Annotated in this window: 24 protein-coding genes and 1 pseudogene; 9 read left to right on the top strand and 16 right to left on the bottom strand. The window is 71.6% G+C overall.

Translation table 11 applies throughout. The annotated features are described in order from the left end of the window. Window positions 1–399 precede the first annotated feature (399 nt). The 4 genes from ACIRST_RS20725 to ACIRST_RS20710 all read right to left on the bottom strand — a co-directional run bounded on the left by ACIRST_RS20725 (window position 400) and on the right by ACIRST_RS20710 (window position 1968). Complete coding sequence (locus ACIRST_RS20725) at window positions 400–900, bottom strand: hypothetical protein (RefSeq protein ID WP_350520518.1); 501 nt, start codon at window positions 898–900, stop codon at window positions 400–402. A 46-nt stretch (window positions 901–946) separates the two neighbouring features. Further along, window positions 947–1288 carry a hypothetical protein gene (locus ACIRST_RS20720; protein ID WP_350520517.1) on the bottom strand — a complete coding sequence of 114 codons (342 nt, stop codon included), beginning with the start codon at window positions 1286–1288 and terminating at the stop codon, window positions 947–949. Further along, window positions 1285–1548 carry a hypothetical protein gene (locus ACIRST_RS20715; protein WP_350520516.1) on the bottom strand — a complete coding sequence of 88 codons (264 nt, stop codon included), beginning with the start codon at window positions 1546–1548 and terminating at the stop codon, window positions 1285–1287. Before ACIRST_RS20715 ends, ACIRST_RS20720 begins: the two co-directional genes overlap by 4 nt. A gap of 282 nt (window positions 1549–1830) precedes the next feature. Continuing rightward, complete coding sequence (locus ACIRST_RS20710; protein WP_350520515.1) at window positions 1831–1968, bottom strand: hypothetical protein; 138 nt, start codon at window positions 1966–1968, stop codon at window positions 1831–1833. 220 nt (window positions 1969–2188) lie between these two features. On the opposite strand from ACIRST_RS20710, the gene ACIRST_RS20705 reads away from it, so the two are divergent. Then, a complete protein-coding gene (locus ACIRST_RS20705) occupies window positions 2189–2656 on the top strand; it encodes an Ig-like domain-containing protein (RefSeq protein ID WP_402803428.1) in 468 nt (155 codons plus the stop codon). 33 nt (window positions 2657–2689) lie between these two features. Here the strand turns inward: ACIRST_RS20705 and ACIRST_RS20700 are convergent, their stop codons facing one another. Next, window positions 2690–4630: an ABC transporter ATP-binding protein gene (locus ACIRST_RS20700; protein ID WP_402803426.1), complete on the bottom strand. Its 1941-nt coding sequence runs from the start codon at window positions 4628–4630 to the stop codon at window positions 2690–2692. A gap of 766 nt (window positions 4631–5396) precedes the next feature. Here ACIRST_RS20700 and ACIRST_RS20695 point away from each other — a divergent pair. After that, a complete protein-coding gene (locus ACIRST_RS20695; protein WP_350520512.1) occupies window positions 5397–5786 on the top strand; it encodes a peptidoglycan-binding domain-containing protein in 390 nt (129 codons plus the stop codon). Window positions 5787–5899: 113 nt separating this feature from the next. Here ACIRST_RS20695 and ACIRST_RS20690 read toward each other — a convergent pair whose 3' ends face one another. From ACIRST_RS20690 to ACIRST_RS20665, 6 genes are all read right to left on the bottom strand, one after another. After that, on the bottom strand, window positions 5900–6586 hold the full coding sequence (locus tag ACIRST_RS20690) for a TetR/AcrR family transcriptional regulator (RefSeq protein WP_402803424.1): 687 nt from the start codon (window positions 6584–6586) through the stop codon (window positions 5900–5902). 18 nt (window positions 6587–6604) lie between these two features. After that, on the bottom strand, window positions 6605–7036 hold the full coding sequence (locus ACIRST_RS20685; RefSeq protein ID WP_350520510.1) for a hypothetical protein: 432 nt from the start codon (window positions 7034–7036) through the stop codon (window positions 6605–6607). Between the two features lie 149 nt (window positions 7037–7185). After that, a complete protein-coding gene (locus ACIRST_RS20680; RefSeq protein WP_350520509.1) occupies window positions 7186–7785 on the bottom strand; it encodes a GNAT family protein in 600 nt (199 codons plus the stop codon). A 172-nt stretch (window positions 7786–7957) separates the two neighbouring features. Next, window positions 7958–8455 carry a TIGR00725 family protein gene (locus tag ACIRST_RS20675; RefSeq protein ID WP_402803422.1) on the bottom strand — a complete coding sequence of 166 codons (498 nt, stop codon included), beginning with the start codon at window positions 8453–8455 and terminating at the stop codon, window positions 7958–7960. Window positions 8456–8527: 72 nt separating this feature from the next. Then, a complete protein-coding gene (locus ACIRST_RS20670; RefSeq protein WP_402803420.1) occupies window positions 8528–9310 on the bottom strand; it encodes an oxidoreductase in 783 nt (260 codons plus the stop codon). A 107-nt stretch (window positions 9311–9417) separates the two neighbouring features. Further along, window positions 9418–9882 (bottom strand): SRPBCC family protein, encoded by a 465-nt coding sequence (locus ACIRST_RS20665; protein ID WP_350520506.1) that lies wholly within the window; start codon window positions 9880–9882, stop codon window positions 9418–9420. A 156-nt stretch (window positions 9883–10038) separates the two neighbouring features. On the opposite strand from ACIRST_RS20665, the gene ACIRST_RS20660 reads away from it, so the two are divergent. Then, window positions 10039–10749: an alpha/beta fold hydrolase gene (locus ACIRST_RS20660; RefSeq protein WP_402803418.1), complete on the top strand. Its 711-nt coding sequence runs from the start codon at window positions 10039–10041 to the stop codon at window positions 10747–10749. 141 nt (window positions 10750–10890) lie between these two features. Next, window positions 10891–11526: a dihydrofolate reductase family protein gene (locus tag ACIRST_RS20655; RefSeq protein WP_402803416.1), complete on the top strand. Its 636-nt coding sequence runs from the start codon at window positions 10891–10893 to the stop codon at window positions 11524–11526. Between the two features lie 81 nt (window positions 11527–11607). On the opposite strand, the gene ACIRST_RS20650 is transcribed toward ACIRST_RS20655, so the two are convergent. Beyond that, window positions 11608–13773, bottom strand: coding sequence for a WD40 repeat domain-containing protein (locus ACIRST_RS20650; RefSeq protein WP_402803414.1), 2166 nt, complete (start codon window positions 13771–13773; stop codon window positions 11608–11610). A 275-nt stretch (window positions 13774–14048) separates the two neighbouring features. Between ACIRST_RS20650 and ACIRST_RS20645 the strand changes: the two genes are divergently transcribed. Both ACIRST_RS20645 and ACIRST_RS20640 read left to right on the top strand, forming a co-directional pair. Next, window positions 14049–14360: a hypothetical protein gene (locus ACIRST_RS20645; RefSeq protein ID WP_402803412.1), complete on the top strand. Its 312-nt coding sequence runs from the start codon at window positions 14049–14051 to the stop codon at window positions 14358–14360. Between the two features lie 54 nt (window positions 14361–14414). Then, window positions 14415–14492, top strand: a pseudogene (locus tag ACIRST_RS20640) (transcriptional regulator); the annotation flags it as partial. A 66-nt stretch (window positions 14493–14558) separates the two neighbouring features. Here ACIRST_RS20640 and ACIRST_RS20635 read toward each other — a convergent pair. Continuing rightward, entirely contained in the window at window positions 14559–15725 is a 1167-nt protein-coding gene (locus tag ACIRST_RS20635; RefSeq protein WP_402803410.1) for an alanine--tRNA ligase-related protein, read from the bottom strand. Window positions 15726–16033: 308 nt separating this feature from the next. Continuing rightward, window positions 16034–16708, bottom strand: a complete 675-nt coding sequence (locus tag ACIRST_RS20630) for a TetR/AcrR family transcriptional regulator (RefSeq protein ID WP_402803408.1) — start codon at window positions 16706–16708, stop codon at window positions 16034–16036. Between the two features lie 156 nt (window positions 16709–16864). Between ACIRST_RS20630 and ACIRST_RS20625 the strand changes: the two genes are divergently transcribed. Beyond that, window positions 16865–17902 (top strand): NAD(P)-dependent alcohol dehydrogenase, encoded by a 1038-nt coding sequence (locus tag ACIRST_RS20625; protein WP_402803406.1) that lies wholly within the window; start codon window positions 16865–16867, stop codon window positions 17900–17902. Between the two features lie 63 nt (window positions 17903–17965). Here the strand turns inward: ACIRST_RS20625 and ACIRST_RS20620 are convergent, their stop codons facing one another. Then, the gene (locus tag ACIRST_RS20620) at window positions 17966–18688 is read right to left on the bottom strand and encodes an SDR family oxidoreductase (RefSeq protein ID WP_402803404.1); all 723 of its coding nucleotides are present in this window, start codon (window positions 18686–18688) and stop codon (window positions 17966–17968) included. A 165-nt stretch (window positions 18689–18853) separates the two neighbouring features. On the opposite strand from ACIRST_RS20620, the gene ACIRST_RS20615 reads away from it, so the two are divergent. Both ACIRST_RS20615 and ACIRST_RS20610 read left to right on the top strand, forming a co-directional pair. Further along, the gene (locus tag ACIRST_RS20615) at window positions 18854–19741 is read left to right on the top strand and encodes a helix-turn-helix domain-containing protein (RefSeq protein WP_402803402.1); all 888 of its coding nucleotides are present in this window, start codon (window positions 18854–18856) and stop codon (window positions 19739–19741) included. Window positions 19742–20126: 385 nt separating this feature from the next. Then, a complete protein-coding gene (locus ACIRST_RS20610) occupies window positions 20127–20540 on the top strand; it encodes a hypothetical protein (protein ID WP_402803400.1) in 414 nt (137 codons plus the stop codon). A gap of 353 nt (window positions 20541–20893) precedes the next feature. Here ACIRST_RS20610 and argS read toward each other — a convergent pair whose 3' ends face one another. Further along, window positions 20894–22654: an arginine--tRNA ligase gene (gene argS, locus ACIRST_RS20605; protein WP_350520495.1), complete on the bottom strand. Its 1761-nt coding sequence runs from the start codon at window positions 22652–22654 to the stop codon at window positions 20894–20896. Window positions 22655–22656: the final 2 nt, after the last annotated feature.

The following is a 22656-nucleotide window of genomic DNA, read 5'->3' as shown; positions in this document are numbered from 1 at the left end:
TCGGCCAGCAAGCAGAAAATTGGTTGAGCCTCAGGTGGCCATGTGGCAGGCTCGCCCGCCGTGACCGAGGTCATCAAGTCGCAGGACGACGAGGTGGGCATCGATGCATCTCTCGCGGTCGCACGCGCATTTGAGGGGGAAACGTGCCAGGCGTCCTCCGACTGTCTCACGCCGTGTCAGCCGGGTTCAGTCTCAAATTCTTGGCATTTCCTAGGTCAGGCCGACAACGCGCAGAGCACCGGTCCACAGCACGGTGCCCCCGTCGACACGCCGACGGGGGCACACCTTGATGACTTCACTCAACCGAGCGGCCGTCACGACCTGCGAGTCTCAACTACCTGTCGCATCAGACTCTGATCCGACATCCATGCGCGCAAAATCATCTCGGCTATTTCGGATTCAGTCGACCTCGGTGGAGTAACCTCCTGCGACAGTGGCTACCGCCACGCACCAGCGAATCACTACTTCAAGGTCTCCTGCAATGATCCAGTTCACAGGCCGCAGCTGGGGAGTAAGGGCGCAGTATCCCCCCAAACCATATGCTGCGAGATGGCCAGGGATCCGACCCGATGGATCAATGGCGCCGCGTCCGACTCGGATATCGACCGATTTCAGACTAGGCGCTTCCGGCGAGTCGTTTTTTCGATGAGTCGCCAGCCACCTGTATGCGAAGCTGGGATCAACGTCGTCCAGCAGAGTACCGACAGTAATCAGCTTGCCACCCACGCGATAGGAGATCGAGGCCGATTCATAGAGATCTTCAGTCTTGACCGACCTCAGCCCCACCGGGTCCTGCTGTGGCAGTCCAAACACTGCCCCACAGAACTCGTGAGCCAGCATCTCGATTTCTCGAGAGAGGGGGTTATTGGGCATCATCTCTTCCGGCGGGGTAGCATCCATTGAGCCTTGGTCTCGCAACCTACTGCCGACACATGACCGGAGACAATCAGTCCTTGTAGTAGAACGTGTCGTCCCAGGGTGCACCGGAGTGGCACATCTCGCCGTCGATGAGCACTACGTAGCTACCCGCCTCCAGCTGGGCGGACGCATATCCATTCCCTCCAGAGTGCGTGAAGAACGTCATCGAGTACTTGGCGGGCGTGAAGTTCTCAGAGTTCTTGAGCGAACCTACGCCAAACCTGTCGGTGACGTCGACGGTCCACCCGAAATGGGCGACTGAATGACTGACATTGTATCCGGTTTCGACCTCGCCGTAGTAGTCACCACCGGTGGCCCAGAAGTGGACGTGAGACTCACCGTAGTCTCCGTCGACGACCGGATTGCTCATGACGCCGTCCGCGTCTGCTGAACGGGGGCCGATTTGGGAACCGAGGCCTTCTGGCCGTTCGGCAAAGTCACGATCTTGTAGCCGTTCTGCTCTGCCACAGCAGCGTCGAAGCCGAACACCTTCATCGGCGCCGATGCCTCGGAAACCAGCTTCTTGGTGCCGGTCTTTTCGCTGGCGTTCGCCATCGACGTCGATCCCATTGCTGCAGTCAAGCCGATGACTGCAGCGCTGAGTCCTAATGCCTTCATGTAGCTGCGCAAAATACCCCCCAGAGTGGTTGTTGCGGATCGCCTCGGCGGAGCTTTCCACTCCCCGCGCAATGAAACGTATCAGCACCAACAACTATCCGTCAATCATATAAATACGGTAAGTGATCTTCCGGAAGTTGCATTTAGATATTTTCACTATGAGATCGTAAGTTCCCATTATTGGCCTGTAGTCGGATATTTCGGGTGGCAGTGGTTACTTTTATGCCGAACCGTGTGATGCCGAGAGCCTGGGCGGCCCGGCGCATCCGTCGTTTACGGGCGGGCGGGGTGCTCTCAGGTTCGGGTGGCGAAGGCGATCTCGTACGGCAGCTCGGTCGCCACCGCGAGGATGCCGTCGAGCCCGAAGGCGGGAGGCAGCTGCTCCGCACGCAGGTGAACACCTTGACGCTCCTTCCCGCCCCGATCTCGCACGGGTACCTGCTGGGCTCGAAGTCCGGCACTTCGGGCGCGTCCCCCATGTTCGGCGTCAGCCCGGACGGACAGGTCGTCCTCGATCCCACCTGCGCCGAATTCGCGACGGCCCGGGGGAACACCCTCGTCCTCCACGGGTACCCGGTCGTGCTCGACGCCACCGGGGCGGACAGCGACCTGGTGGGCATCGGCAACCTCCTGTCTCTCCGGTCCCCCTGGGGTGACCGGAATCGGCCCGCGGGCGATCCTCGCCGTACTGCTCCCTGCCTGGGGTCCCACATCCTGGACGTACGAATACCTGCCCCAGACGACGAACGGGACCTTCGCCGACGGCTTCGGCTTCCAGCTCCAGCTGGACGGCACGCTCGCCGCACGATCGCCGATGCCCGGGGGCTACACCGTGGCGCTCTCCGCGTCACCGAACCCCTCGACGGCCGGACAGGAGGTGACCTTCCGGGCCGTCGCCCGCGCCGCCCCGCCCGGAGCGGGCACGCTGCAGGGCACCCTGACGTTCGCCGACGGGGCGACCGTCCTGGGCAGCGCGCAGCTCGACGGACACGGCTCGGCGTCCTTCAGCACCACGGTCCTCGCGGCAGACGACCACGAGATCACGCTCACGCACTCGGGAGACGACGACTTCGAGCCCAGCTCGGCAACGCTGCGACACCGCGTCGTGCCGCCGGCGTGAACCGGTGGAGCGGGCCCGGGGCCACGGAGTCGGTCACGGGCCGGCCTCCTCGTCCGCCTCTGCGTTCTGCTCTGCGGCCGGGGTCCGCTGGGCGGGGACACCGGTCCGTTCGTTCTGGAGGTCCCACAACTCCCTGAACCGGCCGCCCTCGTCGGCCACCAGCTCGGCGAACGTGCCCTCCTGGAGGACCCTGCCGTCTTCGAGGACGACGATCCGGTCGGCGACGGCCACGTTGGTGAGCCGGTGGGTGACCAGGACGACCGCCCGCTCCCGCGCGACGGCGCGCAGGTTCCGGAAGATCCGGTGCTCGGCCCGCGGGTCCAGGGCCGCCGTGGGCTCGTCCAGGACGAGCAGCCCGGCCTCGCGGTGGAAGGCCCGGGCGATGGCCAGGCGTTGCCACTGGCCGCCGGACAGTTCCTCGCCGCCCATCCACTCCACCGCCAGCAGGGTGGAGAGGCCGCGGCGGAGCTTGGCGACGACGTCGGCCGCGCCGGAGGCCTCGGCGGCGCGCATCACCGCCTCGTCGCCGTCGCGGGTGGGCTGGCCCAGCGTGATGTTCTCCCGGCAGGTCAGCGGCCAGCGCGCGTAGTCCTGGGGAACGACCGCGACCTGCCGCCACAGGGCGTGCGGGTCCAGGTCGCGGGTGTCGCGCGAGTCCCACCGCACCGATCCGCCGTCGGGCAGGTAGAGCCCCGCCAGGAGCTTCGAGAGCGTGGTCTTGCCGGAGCCGTTCTCGCCGACCAGGGCCAGGATCTCACCGCGGTCCACGTGCAGGTTCACTCCGTCGAGGGCCTTCCGCTCGGAGGCCGGGTAGGCGTAGCTGAGGTCCTCCACGCTGATCCGCCCGGGCGGGGGCGGCGATTCGGTGCCGCGTTTCGGCCGGTGGCCGCCGGCGGTGTCCAGGAAGCTTGACCAGTCGTCCAGGTACATGCCGGTGCGGAAGAGGTCCGCGCCGTAGCCGACGATGCCGCGCAGGCTCGTGCCGACCGCGCCGAGCGCGAACACCGCCGCACCGCCGCGCGGCAGGCTCATCCGGCCGGTGCCGACCAGCCACAGCATCGCCGCCCACACCAGCGCGGTGCCGAGGCCGGACGCGGCGGCCCCGATCACCGACACCCGGGCGCTCTGCATCGCCGCCCGCCGCGACGTGGCGTCGAGCCGCCGGCCGACCTGCTCGTACTTGTCGAGCAGGAAGCCGCCCATCGTGTCGGAGCGGACCTGGTCGGCGTTGCGCTTGAGGTGGATGTACCAGCGCAGGTTCGCCATGATCCGGCGGTCGCCGACCGCCGCCCGGTTGGCCAGGAACTGGACCCGGGCGGCGTGCACCGAGGCGATCCCCTGGGGGAGCGCGGCCGACACCAGCAGGGGGAGGAGGGCCGGGTGGAGCACGGTGAGCACGCCGGCCGCGCCGACGAGGGAGGCGAGCGAGGCCAGCAGGTTCTGCGCCTCCCCGACGATGTCGACGCACACCTCGGCGCCGCGGTCGGCGGCCTCCAGCTCGTCGTTGTAGCCCGCGTGGTCGTAGGCGGTCAGCTCGGCCGCGACCGTGGCACGCAGCACCGCGGCCTCCGCCGCCCGGGAGATGCGCGGCGACAGGTGGACGGTGATGGTCCGGATGGTGATGCCGAGCAGCGAACGGGCGCCGGCCGCCGTCGCAATGAGGAGGATGGACGGCGCTGCGTGGGCGAGCTTGTCACCCACCGGGCCGGGACCGAACAGGGCCGAGATCGTGCCGGTGGTCGCGAGCAGGCCGGCCGCGCCGAGCACGGCGGACACGGCCTGGCAGGCCAGGAGCAGCGCGACGGAGGCACGGTCGATGCCCCAGCCGAGGCGGAAGGCGCGGACGACGAGCGCGGGCAGGCGGCGGGCCATCGCGCTGACGCTGATCGCCTCGATCGCCTCGATGCGGCGCCCGTCGGCGAGCCACTGCAGTTCCTCGTCGGCGCTCTCGGCCGACGTCGTCGCGGCGCTCATGCGTGCGCCTCCTCGTGCGGCACGCGGGCCTCCAGGGCGGGGTGACAGGCCACAGATCCTCCAGACGCAGAGCGGTCAGAGCGGTCAGAGCGGGCAGAGCGGGCAGGAGCAGGCAGAGCGGTGTGCGGACGTGCGGAAGCGCCGAACCGGGCCCGCAAAAAGCTTCAAATAGCCTTGTTCCCAGCCGAGTTGGCCACAGCGTTTCGGGGTCAGCGGCGTCCGATGATGGTGCTGTTCGAATGCGGCGTTCAAGTGGATTACCTCCAGGCGATCCCAGGGCAAAGAGGGATTTTCCGGGCAGGCTCAGACCCGGACCGGGGCAGTCACCGGCCGGGCGGGGACACGCCCGGCGGGTGCGTCGGAGCCCAGTGCGCAGGCGGCGAGCGCGCGTTCGAGAGCCTTGGCGGCGCCGGGTACAAGGCGGTGGCAGGGGCGTTCGGGGGCGAGGACGTCCCCCGGCGCGCGGCCGTCGCCCGATTCACCCGATCGACTGGTCGGCGGCCGGATCGGGCCCGTCCGGCACCCGGTCGAACCCCGGTGGAGCGGGCGAAACCCCGGCCCGCGCGCGGCGGGAGCCGACGGATCGTCTCCAAAGTCCCGCCCCCGGCTCTCCCAAAGCCCAGACCAGCGCCGTGAGACAGCTGTGGGACGGCTCCGGCCGCGTCTCACGGGCGTTCGACGGGTTTGCCTGCGCCTACGGTTGACGATGCGTCGGTCCCGCGGTCCGGCGCTCGCCACACCTGTACGAGAAGTTGGGAAACGCACCATGAAGCTGAACACCAAGGCGGCCCTGCGCAGGGGCGCGGCCACCGTCTCCGCCGCCCTCCTGCTGGTGGGCATCGGCGCCACGGCGGCGAGCGCCCAGCCCGGCGCGAGCTACGTCCGCTACGGCAACCGCGGCTCGGCCGTGACGTGCGTCCAGCTCGCGCTCAACCACTGGACCTCCAACCGCAGCGGCATGCCGCACCCCGAGATGGGCCTGGACGTGGACGGGCAGTTCGGTGACGAGACCCTGCGGGTGCTGAAGGCCTACCAGATCGCCCAGCACCTCGACCCCGACGGGGTCGTCGGCCCCCAGACCGGCGACCTGCTGTACTGGGCCCATCTCCACCTGAGCGACCCGTACTGCTACTCGGTCCTCCCGACCAAGCCCTGACCCACCCGACCGCCTGGTCGTGAGTCGCCCTTGACCCCGGTGGGTCCCGGGTGAGGAACGGGGCCCGTACCGTTCGCGCGGTACGGGCCCCGTTTTCCGCTGTCCGGCCTCCGCTACGCGGGCGCGTCGCGGCGGTCGAAGCCGGTCACCAGCGCCTGCAGGCCGGCGTCGAACCACCGCTGGTAGTAGTCGAGCGCGTCAGGGTCCTGCCCGGCATCGGCGGCATCGGTGTCAGCACCGGCGGCATCGTCGGCATCCGCGTCCGCATCCGCATCCGCATCCGCATCCGCATCTGCATCGGCGGCGCCCGGGTGCGCTCCCACCTGGGCCAGGGCGTGGCCCAGCGTGAAGACCCCGACGGACTGGATCCGGATCAGTGCGTCGTCCTGGTCGACGCCCGCGGCGGTGAGACTCTCCAGCAGCCCGGCCAGGACCGGGACGGCCGTGGCGGGGTCGACCGGGTGCGTGGCCAGGAGGGGCACCGCGTTCGGGTGGTCGAGCAGCATGCGACGGTAGGCGACCGCGAACCGGGTCAGCGCCCCGGTCCAGGTCGGTCCGGCGTCCAGGTCGGCGAGCGCGGTGGCGAACAGGTGGTTGACCACCGTGGACAGGATGGCGTCACGACCGGGGAGGTGACGGTACAGCGACATCGCGGCCACCCCGAGGTGGGCGCCGATCCGTCGCATCGTCAGTGCCTCCAGCCCCTCGCGGTCGAGCAGGTCGACGGCTGCGGCCGTGATCTGCTCGACACTGATCTGGGCGGGGCGACCTCCGCGGCCGGGTCGTGATGCCTGCTTCATGCCCTCAGGGTGTCAGACTCATCCGGTCAGCGTGACGGCCAGGGTACTGCCCGCCATGGCCAGGCTCAGGACGCCGACCACCATGTGCTGGACGTCCGGCACCACCGCGCGCCCCTGCGTGGGCAGGACCTTCAGCGTGCGGGCGTAGTCCCGGGCGTAGGACTCCCGCTGCGCCGCCGAGCTGATCCCGGCGTACGGCAGCCACCAGCTGGCCACGTGACCGACGAGGACCAGCAGGCACAGCACCAGGGCGGCGATCCGCGAGACCGGGTGGTCCAGGGCGACGCCGCCGGCGATGAGCAGCGGGATCGGGTAGTTGACTGCCGCGTCGCCGAGGCGTTCCCGGCGGTTGTCGCTTCTCAGGTCGTTGAGCGGGAACAGCGGCACCCACTCGGTGAGTACCAGCCAGGCCAGCCAGACGAGCGGCATGGTGACGGCGATCGTGCGCATGGAGCATCCCCCTGTGGGTCATGGGCGTTCGCGTTTGAGTACACCGTAAGCTTACGCCGTACTCAAACGCGCCGTCACCTCACCCGGCGGCCTCGGCTCCCTCGGCCGAGGTCGGACCGCGACCACGACCGCGAACACGAGCGCCGGAGTCAGGCGGGACCGGGGCCGGTCGGGACGGGCATCGCGCGCCAGGTGTCGGCAAGGACCTCCATGGTCACCAGGCGCATGGTCGTGTCGGCCTCGGCGAAGTAGCGCTCGGTCTCGCCGGTGGGGGTGAAGCCGAAGCGGGTGATCGCGCGGACCGCGTCGATGTTCGCCACGGACGTCATGCTCCACACCCGGGCGAGGCCGAGTTCGGCGAAGGCGAGCTTGAGCATCAGCCACCCGATGTCGGGCGCGCAGCCGGAGCCGCGCAGGTGCCGGGCCATGGTGAAGACGCCGGAGTACCCGGTGGTGGCGTCCTCGACGTCGAGGCGGATGCCGCCGACGGGGCGGTCGTCGCCCCGGAGACACGCGGCCAGCTGGTAGTGGCGGCGCGGCACCGCGGCGGCGGTCGCCACGGCCTCGTCGAGCCTGCGCCGGATCCGGGCGTCGTCCATGACGCCCGTCGAGAGGTGGCGCATGCCGTCCTCGTCGCCCCAGACCGGGCGCATGGCGTCGAGGTCGTCGGCACGGTGGTCCCGGAGGCGGACGCGCGCGGTCTCCAGCACCGGGAGTGTCGTGAGCGGAGGTATCTGCGTGGGAATCATGGTCGAGCCCTGACGACGTGGTGGGTGATCGGTGATTGCGGCCGGTGGGACCGCGGCTCACAGTGCACCAGGCGCACGTAGACATCCGATCAACGCCGCCGCCGGCGCCGGCCCGTACGCCGTCAACCGCCGGAGGAACCTCACCGGGCTCGTCGTGCAGGCCCCCGGCGGGTCAGTCGCGGCCTTCCAGGGCGAGTGCCACGGCGGTGGCCGGATCGTCCGCCGCGACGACACCCGGGACGGCCTCGCCCCGCGCATCGACGATCTGCCAGGTCCCCAGTCCCACCACCGGCTTGCCGCCCTGCCGTACGGCCATCGCCACCTCGGAGAGCGTTCCCCACGACCCGCCGACGACCACGACCGCGTCCGCGGAACCGACCAGGACGCTGTTCCGGGCCTGGCCCATGCCGGTCGCGACGGCAGCCGTCAGGTGGGGCGAAGCCCCGGACCGGTCCGCGCCCGACAGGATGCCGATGACGACGCCACCCGCCCCTGCCGCTCCCTGCGCGGCGGCCGCCATGACACCGCCGTAGCCCCCGCAGAGCACGACCGCACCCGAGCGTGCCAGCAGGGCACCCACCTCCCGGGCCGCCGCCGCCTCGGCCGCACTGCACTCCGCGGGCCCGCACACCGCCACCTGGACCGCCGGCTGGGTCATCACCTGGGTCATCACCGCTCCTTCCGCAACGGCCCGCAGCCGGCAACACCGGCACGGGCCCACCGGCGGGCCCGCCCTCAGCCGTCACAGGGTCTGGACGAGACCGCCGTCGATGACGAAGTCGCTCCCGGTGACATTGGCCGTCCGGTCGCTGGCCAGCAGCAGGACGAGGTCGGCGACCTCCTGCGGGAGGCTGAAGCGGCCGGTCGCGGACTGTGCGACGGCGCTCCGGGCGACGTCCTCCGGCGTACCGCCCGCCGCCTTCGCGACCGTCGCGGCGACACCGTCGTCGCCGAGCCACAGCGACGTGGAGACCGGCCCCGGACTGACCGTGTTGACGCGCACGCCCTGCGGCCCGACCTCCTTGGAGAGGGCCTTGCAGAAGTTGGTGAGCGCTGCCTTCCCCGCGCAGTAGTCGATGATCGTCGGGTCCGGCAGGAAGGCGTTGACCGAGCTGACGGTCACGATCGAGGCGGAGCCGCGGTCGATCAGGTGGGGCAGGGCCGCCCGGGTGGTGCGGACGGCGGCGAGGAGGTTGACCGTCAGCCCCTGGATCCAGTCGTCGTCGGTGACGGACAGGAAACCGGTCAGCCGAGGACGCACCGCGCCGACGTTGTTGACGAGGATGTCCAGTCCGCCGAACCGGGAGACCGCACGGTCGACCGCGGATGCGGGGCCGTCCGCGGTCGTGAGATCGACGGCCACCGGATGCACCTGGGGGGCGAGGTCCGTCAGGGCGCTCGTGATGCCGCGCGCCACCGCGACCACGTTCACGCCCTCGGCGGCGAGCGCCTGCGTCACGGCGAGACCGATTCCCTTGCTGGCCCCGGTGACGACGGCGACCTTGCCCGAGAGACGCAGGTCCATCGGAGACTCCTCGGTGGTGCGGCGGGCGGACTTCGGTGCTGCGGTGCTGTTCCCGGAGCGCCAGTGGTCGGGCCGGCGGGCCGGCCGCGGGTCACCACGTCACCGCGTCACCGGCCCTTCCGCGAGGCGCAGGACCGCTCGACGGCGGTCTTGATCCGGCCGCCGAAGGCGGGGGCGTCCTTGCGGGCCGCGCGGAGGGCCGCGCCGAGCAGCAGCTTGCCGAGTCCGTGGCCTTCGAGCACGTTGAAGATCCGGACCCGGGTACGGCCGTCCGGCAGCGCTTCGAGGTCGTAGCCGCCCTCGGCCGTGATGAGGTTCTTGCTCTGTTCGCTCCAGCGGATCGTGCGCGGCGCGTCCAGGGTGGTGATGCGGAACCGGCGGGCGGTCTTCATCCCGGCGTCCTTCACCGTGCTGTGGAAGACCGTCCCGACGGCGGTCGGGCCGTCCGGAGTCTTCGTGATCTCCTGGACCCGGGGGCTGAACTCGGGGTCGTGGCGACCGTCGGCGAGGTACGCGAAGACCTCCTCCACGGGGCAGTCGACCTCCACAGCGGCCTCGAACTGTCCGGACATGACGGCTCCTCGCGGGGTTCCCGACGGTTGCTTCGCCGTCAGGATTCCAGAGGGCCCCGGCCCTCGCCTCCCGGGCGCGGAGTGTCAGTGCCACCCGCTAGCGTCGGAGGGCGCGGGGAGGAAACGTGGGCGGCAACCCGCAGAGGGAGGACGAGGATGGCGACCTTCACGCTCGTTCCCGGTGCCGACGGCCGGGCCTGGTTCTGGCACCGGCTGGAGCCCGAGTTGCGGGCCCGGGGGCACGACGTGGTCACGATGGACCTGCCGAGCGACGAATCCGCCGGTCTGGAGGAGACGGCGCAGGCCGTCGTCTCAGCGGTCGAACGGCGTGCCGAGCTCAGCGGGCCGCTGGTCCTGGTGGCGCAGTCGCTCGGGGGCTTCTCGGCTCCGCTGGTGTGCGGGCGGCTGTCGGTGCCGGTCGCCGAGCTGGTGCTGCTCAACGCGATGGTCCCGGCGCCCGGGGAGACGGCCGGGCAGTGGTGGGAGAACACCGGCCAGGCCGAGGCCCGGTCGGACCACGCGGCCGCCACCGGGCGTGGCGCCGATCCCGAGTTCGACCTGCGGGCCGACTTCTTCCACGACGTCCCGCCCGAGGTCACCGAGGAGGCGTTCGCCCTGGGCGCCTCGCAGCCGCCCTCCGCGCTGTTCGCGCAGCCGTGGCCACTGACCCGCTGGCCGGACGTACCGACGCGGTTCCTCCAGGGACGGGACGACCGCTTCTTCCCGCTGGAGTTCCAGCGCATGATCGCCCGTGACCGGCTGGGCCTGGAGATCGAGGAGATCCCCGGCGGCCACCTGGCCGCACTCAGCCGCCCCCGACAACTCGCGGACGCACTGCTGCGCACGGGGCCCACGAGGCCCGCGTAACGGCGGAACCGGTAGGGCGGCGCGGTGCCCGGGGTCGTCCGTCCGGGTGGGGAAACCCGATTCCGTCGTGGCGATGAGTTTTCGGGCCACGGCGGGTCTATCTCTTGACGGAGACAATCGACGCACGCACGGGAGTCGGCCATGGGCCTCATCGACATCGAGCTGTTCACGACCCTCGACCTCGTCGGGCAGGCGCCCGGCGGCCCCGATGAGGACCCGGTGGGGTTCCCCTTCGGTGGCTGGCAGGCGCCGCTGATCGACGAGGTCACCGGGGCGCAGATCCTCGCCGCGTACGAGGGCACGGACGCCCTGCTGCTCGGGCGGCGGACGTACGACATCTTCGCCGCCTACTGGCCGCACCAGAAGGACGGCGAGATCGCCGAGCTGTTCAACCGGGTGCCGAAGTACGTGGCCTCCCGCGGCACGCCCGAGCTGCCGTGGGCCGGCTCCACGCAGCTCGGCCCGGACCTGCCCGCCGCGGTGCGCGGGATCCGGGACCGGCACGAGCAGGTGAAGGTCGTCGGAAGCCTCGACCTCGTCCAGACCCTCCTGCGCGAGAAGCTCTTCGACCGCCTCGACCTCTGGGTCCACGCGATCACGCTGGGCGTCGGGAAGAAGGTGTTCGACGGCGGCGCGGTGCCCACCAACCTCACCCTCCTCCAGCCCCCGGCAGCCGGCCCCCAGGGCACCGTGCGCCTGCTCTACGGGCTCGCCGACGGCACCCCCCGCACCGGCGACATGAGCGCACCCGACCGAGGCCTCGGAGACGAGGGCTGAGCAGCGGTCCGCGGGCCGGGGCGAGCCGCCGGAGCGAGCGGCCGCGACGAGCCGCCGGGGCGGTCGGCCGGAGGGCTGCTGTCACCTCCGGACGCGGTGGGCCAGGACGGTGAGGTCCGTGCCGAAGGCGACCACCAGCCGCCCGTCGGGGGTCAGGGCCAGTCCACGGACATCGGCGGGGAACGTGTAGGCGCCGATCTGCCGTCCCGTGGTGGCGTCCCACACCCGCGCGGTGCCGTCGTCCCCTCCTGCGGCGACGACGGGGCGGCCGTCCAGCATCCCTGCCGCCCCCGCCCGCACCCGGCCGGTCAGTCCCACGAAGGACGGACCGATCCGGTCACCCGTGGCCATGTCCCACAGGTGGACCGGTTCGCCCGCGCACCCGGTCAGGATGACGTGGCGGCCTTCGAGTGATTCCAGGGCGAGGGCGCAGCGCTGCTTCGGCTGCACGCCGATCCATGCGCTCGCGGTCAGGTCCCACACGCGTCCTTCCCAGGTCACGGCGACGAAGCGGTCCTCCACCGCCCCGAAGAAGTCGATGAACGAGCTGGAGTACTCCTGCGTCGACCGTCCGTGCAGTTCCTCCCGGGTCGTGAGATCCAGGATCCGCACCGTCCTCGTCCGGTCGCGGGTGAGGAGGACGGGCCGCCCCTCGACCGTCCCCACCCTCACCTGGATCACGGCGGCGGTGTGCCCGGCCAGGGGCTCCCCGAGCTGTTCCCCGCCGTCGAGGTCCCAGACCCGGACCGTTCCGTCCTCGGCACCGGTCACGATGACGGAACGGCCGTTCACGACGGCCGTGGTGACCCGGTGCACGGGCCCGGTGTGACCGGCCGGCCTGCTGCCTGCCCAGCTCCCGACCCGCTCGTCCCTCTCGCCGTCGAGGTCCCAGACACGGACCGATTCGTCGTCGCCTCCGGTCACGGCGAAGTGACGGCCCTTCACCAGGGCCGTCGCCGCTGCCCGCACCGTCCCACGGTGGCCGATCAGCGGCGGGCGCAGGTGCCGGGAGGCGGACAGGTCCCACACGTGGACCGGCCCGCCGCTGCCTCCGAGGAGGGCGACGGGGCGGCCCCGCAGCACGCTCACGGCCGCCGCCTCCACGAACCCCGGCCCGGGCTCACCCACCTGCTCTCCCGTGGCCAGGTCCCGGATGCAGGTCTCGTAGGCGTTGGCGCTGACGGCCAGCGGGGACTCGAACGCCGGGTCCGTCGCCACGACGTGCGTCATGGCATTGATCTCCATGGTGGCGCACTGGCGGCCGCCGCCGTCGACCTCGGAATCGGCGTCGGCGTCGGCGTCGGCGTCGGCGTCGGCGTCGGCGTCGGCGTCGGACGACGGATCGGTGCCGGCGTGGGACTCCTCGACCAGGTCGCTCCCCGTGCCGAACTCCCGTCCCGTGATGAGGTCCCACCGCCGGACGGTGCCCCAGCCGTGGCCGGTGACGACGACGGGACGGCCGTCCACCACCGCCGTCCCGAGCGCGCGTACGGTGCCGGTGCGTATGCTCAGCAGTTCTCCGCCGCCGGCAGGGGCGGCCGGGTCCCACACCCGCACCCTCCCGTCGACGCTGCCGCCGACCACCACCGGCCGGCCCTCGATCGGTACGGTGGCGAGCGAGTTGATCCAGGAGCCGCCCTCCCCCGGGTGCAGGACGACCGGCTCGCCTCCGCCCTCTCCCGCGACGAGCTCCGACACCCGGACCGACCCGCCGGAGTGCGCGGTGACGGCGACCGGACGGCCGTCCAGGACCGTCGTGACGAGTGCCCGCACAGCGCCGCTGTCACCGGCTGCGGCCGCGCCGCTGTCGCCGACTGCGGCCGTACCGAGCTTCCGGCCCGTGGCGAGGTCCCACCATTGCAGCGTGCCGTCCTCGCAGCCGGCGACGGCGAGCCCGCGGTCCGCCACGACCACGGTCGCCACCGCACCCACCGTGGCGGGTGCGGGCAACGCGTACCGCAGCCGGGAGTCCAGGCCGGTACCGGTCGCCCACTGCACGACCCACGGATCACCGGTGTCCCCGCCGACCGCCACCGCGGCGATGCCCCGCGCCAACTCCCGGTGTCCGTACCGGGCGGCGTCCAGGGCCAGCACCTGCCGTCGCAGCTGCGCACCGGATTCACGGTGCAGATGCCCTGACGTCCGGTACACGGCCGCCGCCGCGGCTTCCTCCCGTCCCACAGCGCCGTCCAGGGCCGCCACGACCTGTTCCGGGTCGCCGTTCACCAGCCACTCCGGATCGGCCAACCGCCCATCCACCGACACAACGTCACGACCCGGACCATCACCCGGGAACTCACCGGTCATGACCGGCACCCTAACCACACCCGCCCAGCCCGGTCCGCCGAACCGGCAGGCCGGCCTCCTGAGCTCCGGGCCAAACCCGGTGACACGCGCGTGCGGTGCGGGGAGACTGGTGACGGACATCCGCAGACATCCGCAGACATCCGCAGACATCCGCAGACATGCGCGGGCATCCGCGGGCAGTCGAAGTCCGAAGGCACAAGGGGGAAGGGGAAAGGGTGGCACTGGCGAAGAAGGGTTCCCGCCGCATCGTCGTCGACGGCGTCGAGTACCGCTGGCGAGTGAGCAGGAAGCACTGGTGCTGCAGCTACGACGGCGTCACCCTGGGCTACCGGGTGGAGGACGCTTCCTCGCCCGGAACGACGCTGGTCGTGGAGACCGGTCGGCCGGCCGTCTTCGAACCGAGCCTCGCGCCCGGTGAGCTCGTCCTGCCGCGCGAAGTCGCCGCCGGCATCCGGGCCGCGCTGTCGGACGGCTGGACGCCGAGGTCCGACGGTTCACCGTTCAAGCTGCACCTCTCCGCGGTCTGACGGGACCGTACCGGAGGGCCCGAGAGTGCGGGAGGGCCGCCCGCCGGCCACGGGACGCTGCGCCGACTGGAACGCAACGGCGTGGTCGAGCGCGAGGTGACCGCCACCCGTCCGGTGGCGGTCACCTACCGGTGGTGCAGCCCGCCCGGGCCGGCGGGGGGCGGACCCCGCGGACCCCGTCGGCGCGGGCCGGACCCGTCACTGCGGCCGCAGGTTCAGGACGAGGTCGCGCGGGAGGCCGTGGGTGTCGTGGAGGTAGTGGAGGTCCTCCTCGGTCAGCGGGCCGCGGAACCGGGGGCGGGCCAGCACCTGGCGGCCGCGCTCCAGGAGGCGGCCGAACCGGCGCTCCTCGTCGAGCAGCACCCGGCGGACGACGTCCGGGTCCCCCTCCTGGCGGAAGTGGTCGAGGGTGTGCCGGATCAGCTCGCCGGGCAGGTCGACGAGACTGCCCTGCGGGTGGTCGCGGCGCAGGACGGTGAGCACCCGTCGGACGAGCCGGCGCAGCACGTAGCCGCGGCCGGTGTTGGAGGGGAGCACACCGTCGCCGATCACCACGACGGCCGAGCGCAGGTGGTCGCAGACCAGCCGCAGTGACGGTTCGTCCAGCTGCCACAGGGTGGGCACGGTCCGGCGCCAGGGGTCGAAGACGTCGCAGTCGAACACTGACCGTCGGCCCTGGAGCAGCGAGGCCAGCCGTTCCAGGCCGAGTCCGGTGTCGACGTTGCGTTGCGGGAGGGACACCAGGGAGCCGTCGTCGAGCCGTCGGTGGCGCATCATCACGTGGTTCCAGACCTCCACCCAGCGGTCGTCACCGGTGGGTGTCGACTCGGGCGGGGTGTCGCCGGTCCACAGGAAGATCTCCGAGTCGGGGCCGCACGGGCCGGTCGGCCCGTTGGACCACCAGTTGTCCTCGACGGTGAGTTCCACCGGCACCCCGTGCCCCTGCCACAGCTCCAGGGAGGCGGTGTCGGGGCCCGTCCGGTCGTCGCCGCCGAAGACCGTGGCGTGCAGCAGCCCGGGATCGACGCCGAAGCCCTCGGTGAGCAGGCCGTAGCCCCAGTCGAGGCTCTGCGGGCCCTCGTAGTCGCCGAGCGACCAGGTGCCGAGCATCTCGAAGACGGTCAGGTGGGTGGCGTCGCCGACCTCGTCGAGGTCGGTGGTGCGCAGGCAGCGCTGCACGTTGACCAGCCGCCGGCCCAGGGGGTGCGGGCGTCCTTCCAGGTACGGGGTGAGCGGGTGCATGCCCGAGGTGGTGAACAGCACGGGGTCGCCGGGCGGCGGCAGCAGGGTCGAGCCGGTGATCCGGCGGTGGCCGCGGTCCTCGAAGTACTCGACGAACGTGCGGACGATCTGGTCCGTGTCCACGGGGTGGCTCCTTCGCGTGTGACGGGGAGGCGCCGGACAACGGGCCCACGCGATCGTCGGAACCGGGGAGGAAACACCTCCGGGCCACCGCCGGCGGACCGTGTCCGGTCGCCGGGGGGAGTCGGGAATGACGTCAGGCGGCGGCAACCGGCGAGCTGGTCGCTCGCGCGGTCGCGGTGGTGGTGGTGGTGGTGGTGTCCAGGCCGGTGACGTTCATGGCACCCAGGGTAGTGCGGCCGGTCTGCGCGGCGCACGCGGTTTTCGGCCGGACGCCGCCCGGGCAGCCGCGAGGACGCCGCCGCAGCCGGTCACCCGGTCTGCTGCCGCCGGAGGCCGTCGAGGATGAGGTCGAGTCCGAAGGTGAACTCGTCGCCGTAGGCGTACCCGGGGCGCAGGACGTGGGCGGTCGCGATCTCGGTGAGGTACGGGTACTCGCCGGCGTCGAATCCGCTCAGGATGGACTCCGCGACCTCGGCGGTCTCCTCCGGGGTGTCGAAGGGCAGGGCCTTCTCCTGCAGGGCGAATCCGTAGACGTAGCTGTCGAGGGCGGAGACGGCGTGGGCGGTCAGGGCGAGGGAGAACCCGGCCCGGCGCAGGCAGCCGAGGACGGCGTCGTGGTGGCGCAGGGTCGCGGGGCCCGGTGTGGCGCGCGACTCCATCAGCCCGATGGCCCAGCGGTGGCGGGACAGCGCAAGGCGGACGGAGATCGCCCGCTGCCGCATCGCCCGCTGCCAGTCGTCGCCGGGCACGGGCAGCTCGACCTCGTCGAAGACCAGGTCGACCATGCCGTCGAGCAGGTCCTCCTTGTTGGCCACGTGGTTGTAGAGGGACATGGCCTCGACCCCGACGGCCTGGCCGAGCTTGCGCATGGAGAGCGTCTCCAGGCCGCCGGCGTCGGCCAGTTCGACGGCCGCCTCCAGCACCCGGCGTCGGGTGAGCGTCTCGCGGGCCGGCTGCGGCGTGGGGGCGGTACGTCGGGTCACGGTGGGTGGTCACGTCCTCTCTCGGTCTTCGGCGTCTCTCGGCCTTCGGCGTTTCTCGGTCTCCAGCGTTGCGAGCTTACGCCGTAAGTGCTGTACTTACGGCGTAAGTGCAGCACTTACGCCGTAAGTGGCGGGCGAGGACCAGGAGCAGTGACGATGCGGATGCGGAACACGGGCAAGTCGACCGGGACCACCGACGGGACCGGGACGATGGCAGCCGTCGTCCAGGAGCGCTACGGCGCCCGGCCGGAGGACGTGCTGCGCACGGGGCGGCTCCCCCTGCCGGGCATCGGCGCCGGCGAGGTCCTGGTCCGGGTGCGGGCCTCCAGCGTGGACCGGGGCACCTGGCACATGATGGCCGGGCTGCCGTACGCCGTCCGGCCCGTGAGCGGGCTGCGCAGGCCGAAGCTCCCCAACCCCGGCCGCAACCTCGCCGGGATCGTCGAGGCGGTCGGCCGCGAGGTGACCGGGTTCGCGCCCGGCGACGAGGTCTACGGCACGGCCCCCGCCGCCTTCGCCGAGTACGCCGTCGCCCGCCCCGACCGGATCGCCCCCAAGCCGGCCGGGCTCACCTTCGAGGAGGCGGCGACGGTGCCCGTCAGCGCGCTCACCGCGCTCCAGGCGGTGCGCGACAAGGGCCGGGTCCGGGAGGGCCGGCGGGTCCTGATCACCGGAGCCGCCGGTGGCGTGGGCACCTTCGCCGTCCAACTCGCCCACGGCCTGGGCGCCGTGGTCACGGCCGTCGCGAGCACCGGCAAGCTCGACGCCGTACGGGCGCTCGGCGCCGACCACGTGGTCGACTACACCCACGAGGACTTCCTCGCCGCCCCGGCGCGCTACGACACCATCATCGACATCGCGGGCAACCGCACCCTGCGGGACCTGCGCCGCGCGCTCGCGCCCCGCGGCAGACTCGTCATCACCGGCGGTGAGACGAACGGCCGCTGGCTCGGCGGCACCGACCGCCAGCTCCGCGCCCAGCTGCTGTCCCCGTTCACCGACCAGCACCTGGGCACCTTCATCGCCTCCGAACACGCGGACGGGCTGCGCGAGCTGACCGCGCTCGTCGACGCGGGCACGCTCCGCCCCGTCGTGGACCGGACCTACCCGCTCGCCGAGGCCGCCGCGGCCGTCCGGCACCTCCTCGACGGCCGCGCCACCGGCAAGCTGGCGCTCGCGCTGCCCACCGGGTGACGTCCGGTTCCGCCGGCCAGGATGCGGGGACCGACGGTGCGGGCGGGGGCGCGGCGGCGCCGGTCAGGCCTGCTGGCCGGTGGCGGCGAGGACGATCTCGCGGACGGTGACGTGCTGCGGCTGATGGTAGGCGTAGGCGATCGCCTCGGCCACGGCGTGCGCGTCCAGGGCGCCGCTGGCGGACTCCTTCCAGGCCTCGTAGTCCTGCCTGATCCGCTCGTCAGTGGTGTGGGAGAGGAGTTCCGTCTCCACGGCGCCGGGGGCGACGGTGACCACGCGCACACCGGCGGCAGCCACCTCCTCGCGCAGGTTCTCCGACATCGCGTGGACGGCGAACTTGGTGGCCACGTACGCGGTGTGGTTCGGGAAGGTCTTGCGACCGGCGACGGAACCGACATTGATGATCGTGCCGGTGCCCCGGGCGAGCATCCCGGGGAGCACCGCGCGCACGCCGTACAGCACGCCCTTGACGTTCAGGTCGATCATCCGGTCCCACTCCTCGGCGCCCTGGTCGGCGATCCGGCCGAGGAGCATGGCGCCGGCGTTGTTGACGATCGCGTCCACCGGGCCGAACCGCTCCTCGGCCTCGCGCACCGCCGCCGCGAACGCGTCCCGGTCGGTGACGTCGACCTTGCGGCACAGGGCCCGGGGCAGCGCGAGCTCCTCCAGCTTCTCCAGCCGCCGCCCGAGCAGCAGCAGCGGGTGTCCCTGGGCGGACAGGAGGCGGGCGGTGGCCGCGCCGATGCCGGAGCCGGCACCGGTGACGACGATCAGGGGCTTGGACAAGGCGGTCCCTCTTCGGTCTTCGGACGGTACGAACGGTGTGTCGTGATCCAGCAGACCACCGGCCGGAGCGCCGCGGGCACCGGCAGCGGGGGCGGGACGTACAGGGGGTCCACCGGACCCCCTCACGCGGTGCGGCGACGGCGCGCGGCGGCCTAGCCTGGACGGATGAGCACGTCGGCCGGGCGCGAGCCCAACCTCGAACTGCGCGACTTCCTGCGTTCGCGCCGGGCCCGCGTCAGCCCCGACGAGGCCGGACTCGGTCCGGCCGGCGGCGGGCGCCGGGTGCCGGGGCTGCGCCGCGAGGAGGTGGCGCGGCTGGCGGGCATCAGCGTGGACTACTACGTGCGCCTGGAACGCGGACGCAACCCGAACGCCTCCGCGCAGGTCCTCGAAGCGGTGGCCCGCGCACTGCGCCTCGACGCGGCCGAGCGCGCCCACCTGTCCGACCTGGTCCGCCCGCGGCCGGGCTCCGGCCGGCGCCGCCCGGTGGCGCCGCAGCGGGTGCGCCCCGGGCTGCTCCGGCTCCTCGACTCCCTCGCCGACACCCCCGCGATGATCATGGGACACCGGCTGGACGTGCTCGCCGCCAACACCCTCGCCAAGGCGCTGTACACCGACTTCGACACCCTGCCGCACCGCGAGCGCAACCTCGCCCGGTTCATCTTCCTCGACCCGGCCGCCCGCGACCTGCTCACCGACTGGGACACCGCGGCCCGCGGCACGGTCGCGGCCCTGCGCCTGTACGCGGGACGCCACCCCCACGACCCCCGGCTGACCGAACTGGTCGGCGAACTCTCCGTCCACGACGAGGACTTCCGCCAGTGGTGGGCCGACCACGACGTCCTCGAATACACCCACGGCACCAAGCACTACCGGCACCCGCTCGTCGGCGAACTGGCCCTCGACTACGAGTCCCTCACCCTGCCCGACGACCCCGACCAGGCCCTCTACCTCTACACCGCCGAACCCGGCAGCCCCTCCGCGCACGCGCTACGCCTGCTGGGCAGCTGGTCGGCACCCGACCCCGCGGCCCGCACCACCGGCCGGACCTGAGCGGTGGGCGCGCCGGCCCCGGCACCGACGCCGGGAAGCAGCTTCGATCCCTCCGCCGTGAACCGCCCCGGGGATGCTCCTATGGATGTCGAGCGGCTTCAATGAGGTCGCTTTGCATGGTTTTTCGGGTGGTGTCGGGAGTGCGGATCGACCGCAGTAAGGCGCGGTAGACCTCGCGGGCGATGTGGCGTTTCAGGCATCGCATGATGCCCTTCTTGCAAGGCCTTCGGCGGTTCGCCTCTCGACGTAGGTGCGGGTGCGTTCGGGTCCGGAGTTCGCGGGCCTCGGGCCTGATGCGGCCCACGTCCTCCGCCGTGCTTGGTCGGAGTGGCACGATCAGGCAGCCCGGTCCTGGACGGCATTGGAGGATGAGGAGTCCGCCGCGTTGCTGGTCCTCCACCACGCCTTCGACCGTCGTCGCAAGGGCCGCGACGAGGCGTACGCCGCCCTCGATGAGCTGCTGAGCGCCTGGATCGGCGAGGCCCGCGCTGTTGTCGCGCAGCACGGTGGCGCACCCCGGCGGCTCGTAGCGGTGAAGGTACCGCCTCGCCCGAAATACACCGACAGCTGTCGTACCCGCGATTCGATGACGCAGTGGGAGGCGGCCGTCCTCGCCATGTACCAGGTGGCGGCCGACTGGCAGACCGGCACCGTCGCGCTGCTCGTGCCGCACCTCGTCGCCGAGCACCTGCTCGTCGGCTCTACCGGCAGTATGTGCGCCGAAGCGCTCAAAAAGTCCGGGCTGCCGGTGGAGGCGCCGCTCGCCAGGTGGGCTCCCGGGAAGGCCGACAAGCGGTAGGAGTGGCGACGGCCTGGGGACTCACGGCGCTTGACCGCCCGCCGCGCGGACTGGAGGAATGGCTGACGACGACTCCGAGGCGATCTCCATGGCACAACAGCAACCTGCGGCCCGTCTCGGGCCTGGGCGGGGCCGACCGGACAACCCCGAGACTAGCTCCCTTCCTCGTCAACGCCTACCTCGTCATCGGGAGCCGAGGCCGCCGCAGCGGGACCCTGATGCGCGCCAGGGGTAGCGGCACAGCTGTTGGACAGGGCGCTGACCTCGGGTGAGCAAACCAACATTTGCCACCGCACGAGAGCCTTCGAGTCAGCCGATCTACTGCCGGCTCACTCGAAGGCTCTCGTCATCTACTACAGGCGCTCGGGCGTTCCGATGCCGAGGAGGTCCATGCCCTGGCGGAGGGTCTGGCCGGTCAGCTGGCACAGCAGCAGCCTTGTCTCCATGACCTCGTGGCTGGGTGCCTTGAGGACGGGACAGTGCTCGTAGAACGTGGTGTACGCCGCGGCGAGGCTGTGCAGGTAGGCGCAGAGGCGGTGGGGTTCGAAGGTCTCGGCGACGAGGTTCACGGTGGTGCCGAATTCGTCGAGGAGGAGGCCGAGGGCGCGTTCGGCCGGTTCCAGGGCGAGGTTCTGGTGGGCGGTCGGGGTGACGTCGTCGGGGGCCTTGCGCAGGATGGACTGGATGCGGGCGTATGCGTACTGGAGATAGGTGCCGGTGTCGCCGTTGAGGGAGACCATGCGGTCGGCGTCGAAGATGTAGTCGCGGGTGCGGGAGGTCGAGAGGTCGGCGTACTTGACCGCGCCGATGCCGACCTGCTTGGCCCGGTCTTCGAGTTCCTCGGTGGCGAGCTGGGGGCTCTTCTCGGCGACGACGGTACGGGCCCGGTCGACGGCTTCGTCGAGGAGGTCCATGAGGCGGACAGTCTCGCCGGAGCGGGTCTTGAAGGGCTTGCCGTCCTTGCCGAGGACGGTGCCGAAGCCGAGGTGCAGGGCGCGGACGTCGTCGGGGAGCCAGCCGGCGCGGCGGGCGGTCTCGAAGACCATCCGGAAGTGCAGGGCCTGGCGGCTGTCGACGACGTAGAGGAGCTGGTTGGCGCCGAGCATGCCGACGCGGTCGCGGATCGCGGCGAGGTCGGTGGTGGCGTAGCCGTAGCCGCCGTCGCTCTTCTGGACGATGAGCGGGGTCGGTTCGCCGTCGGGGCCCTTGATGTCGTCGAAGAAGACGCACAGGGCTCCATCTGAGCGCACGGCCACGCCGGAGGCTTCGAGGTCGGCGCACACGTCGGCGAGCATCGGGTTGTAGTAACTCTCGCCGACGGCGTCAACGTCTTCGAGGAGGACGCCGAGGCGGGCGTAGACGGCTTCGAAGTAGACCTTCGACTCGTCGACCATGCCCTGCCAGGACGCGACGGTCTCGGCGTGGCCGGCCTGCAGCTCGACGACGCGCCGGCGGGCCCGGTCGGCGAAGTCGGCGTCGCTGTCGAACTTGGCGCGCGACGCTTTGTAGAGGCGGTTGAGGCGGGACATCGACGGCCCGGAGTCGTCCGGCTCGGTACCCTCGTCGAGCTCGGTGGGGTGCTCGATGAGGTACTGGATGAGCATGCCGAACTGGGTGCCCCAGTCCCCGAGGTGGTTGCGCCGGATGACCTTCTCGCCGCTGAACTCGAGAGCGCGCACGAGCGCGTCCCCGATGATCGTGGAGCGCAGGTGGCCGACGTGCATCTCCTTGGCGATGTTCGGCTGGCTGTAGTCGATCACCGTTACGCCTGGCTCGGCCTTGCTGCCGACACCGAGTCGGGCGTCGGCCGCGCGGGCGGCCAGTCGCTCGAGGATGGCGGCGTCGGTGACGGTGACGTTGATGAAGCCGGGCCCGGAGACCTCCAGGTTCGCGATCACCTGGTCAGCCCCGAGGTACTCGAGCACGCGCGCAGCCACCTCGCGGGGGTTGGTCCGCAGCGGCTTGGCCAGGCTCATGATGCCGTTGGCCTGGAAGTCGGCGCGGTCACTTCGTCGCAGCTGGGGGTCGCTGTCCGCGGCGTCGGGGAACGCAGTGGAGATCGCCTGTGCGAAGCGCTCGCGCAGCGCGTCGGCGATGGAGAGGACCGTAGGCATAG

This window comes from Kitasatospora sp. NPDC101447 (assembly GCF_044767225.1).
GTDB lineage: Bacteria > Actinomycetota > Actinomycetes > Streptomycetales > Streptomycetaceae > Kitasatospora.
Note: the sequence above shows the minus strand (reverse complement) of the source record. Positions and strands in the feature narration are given on the sequence as shown.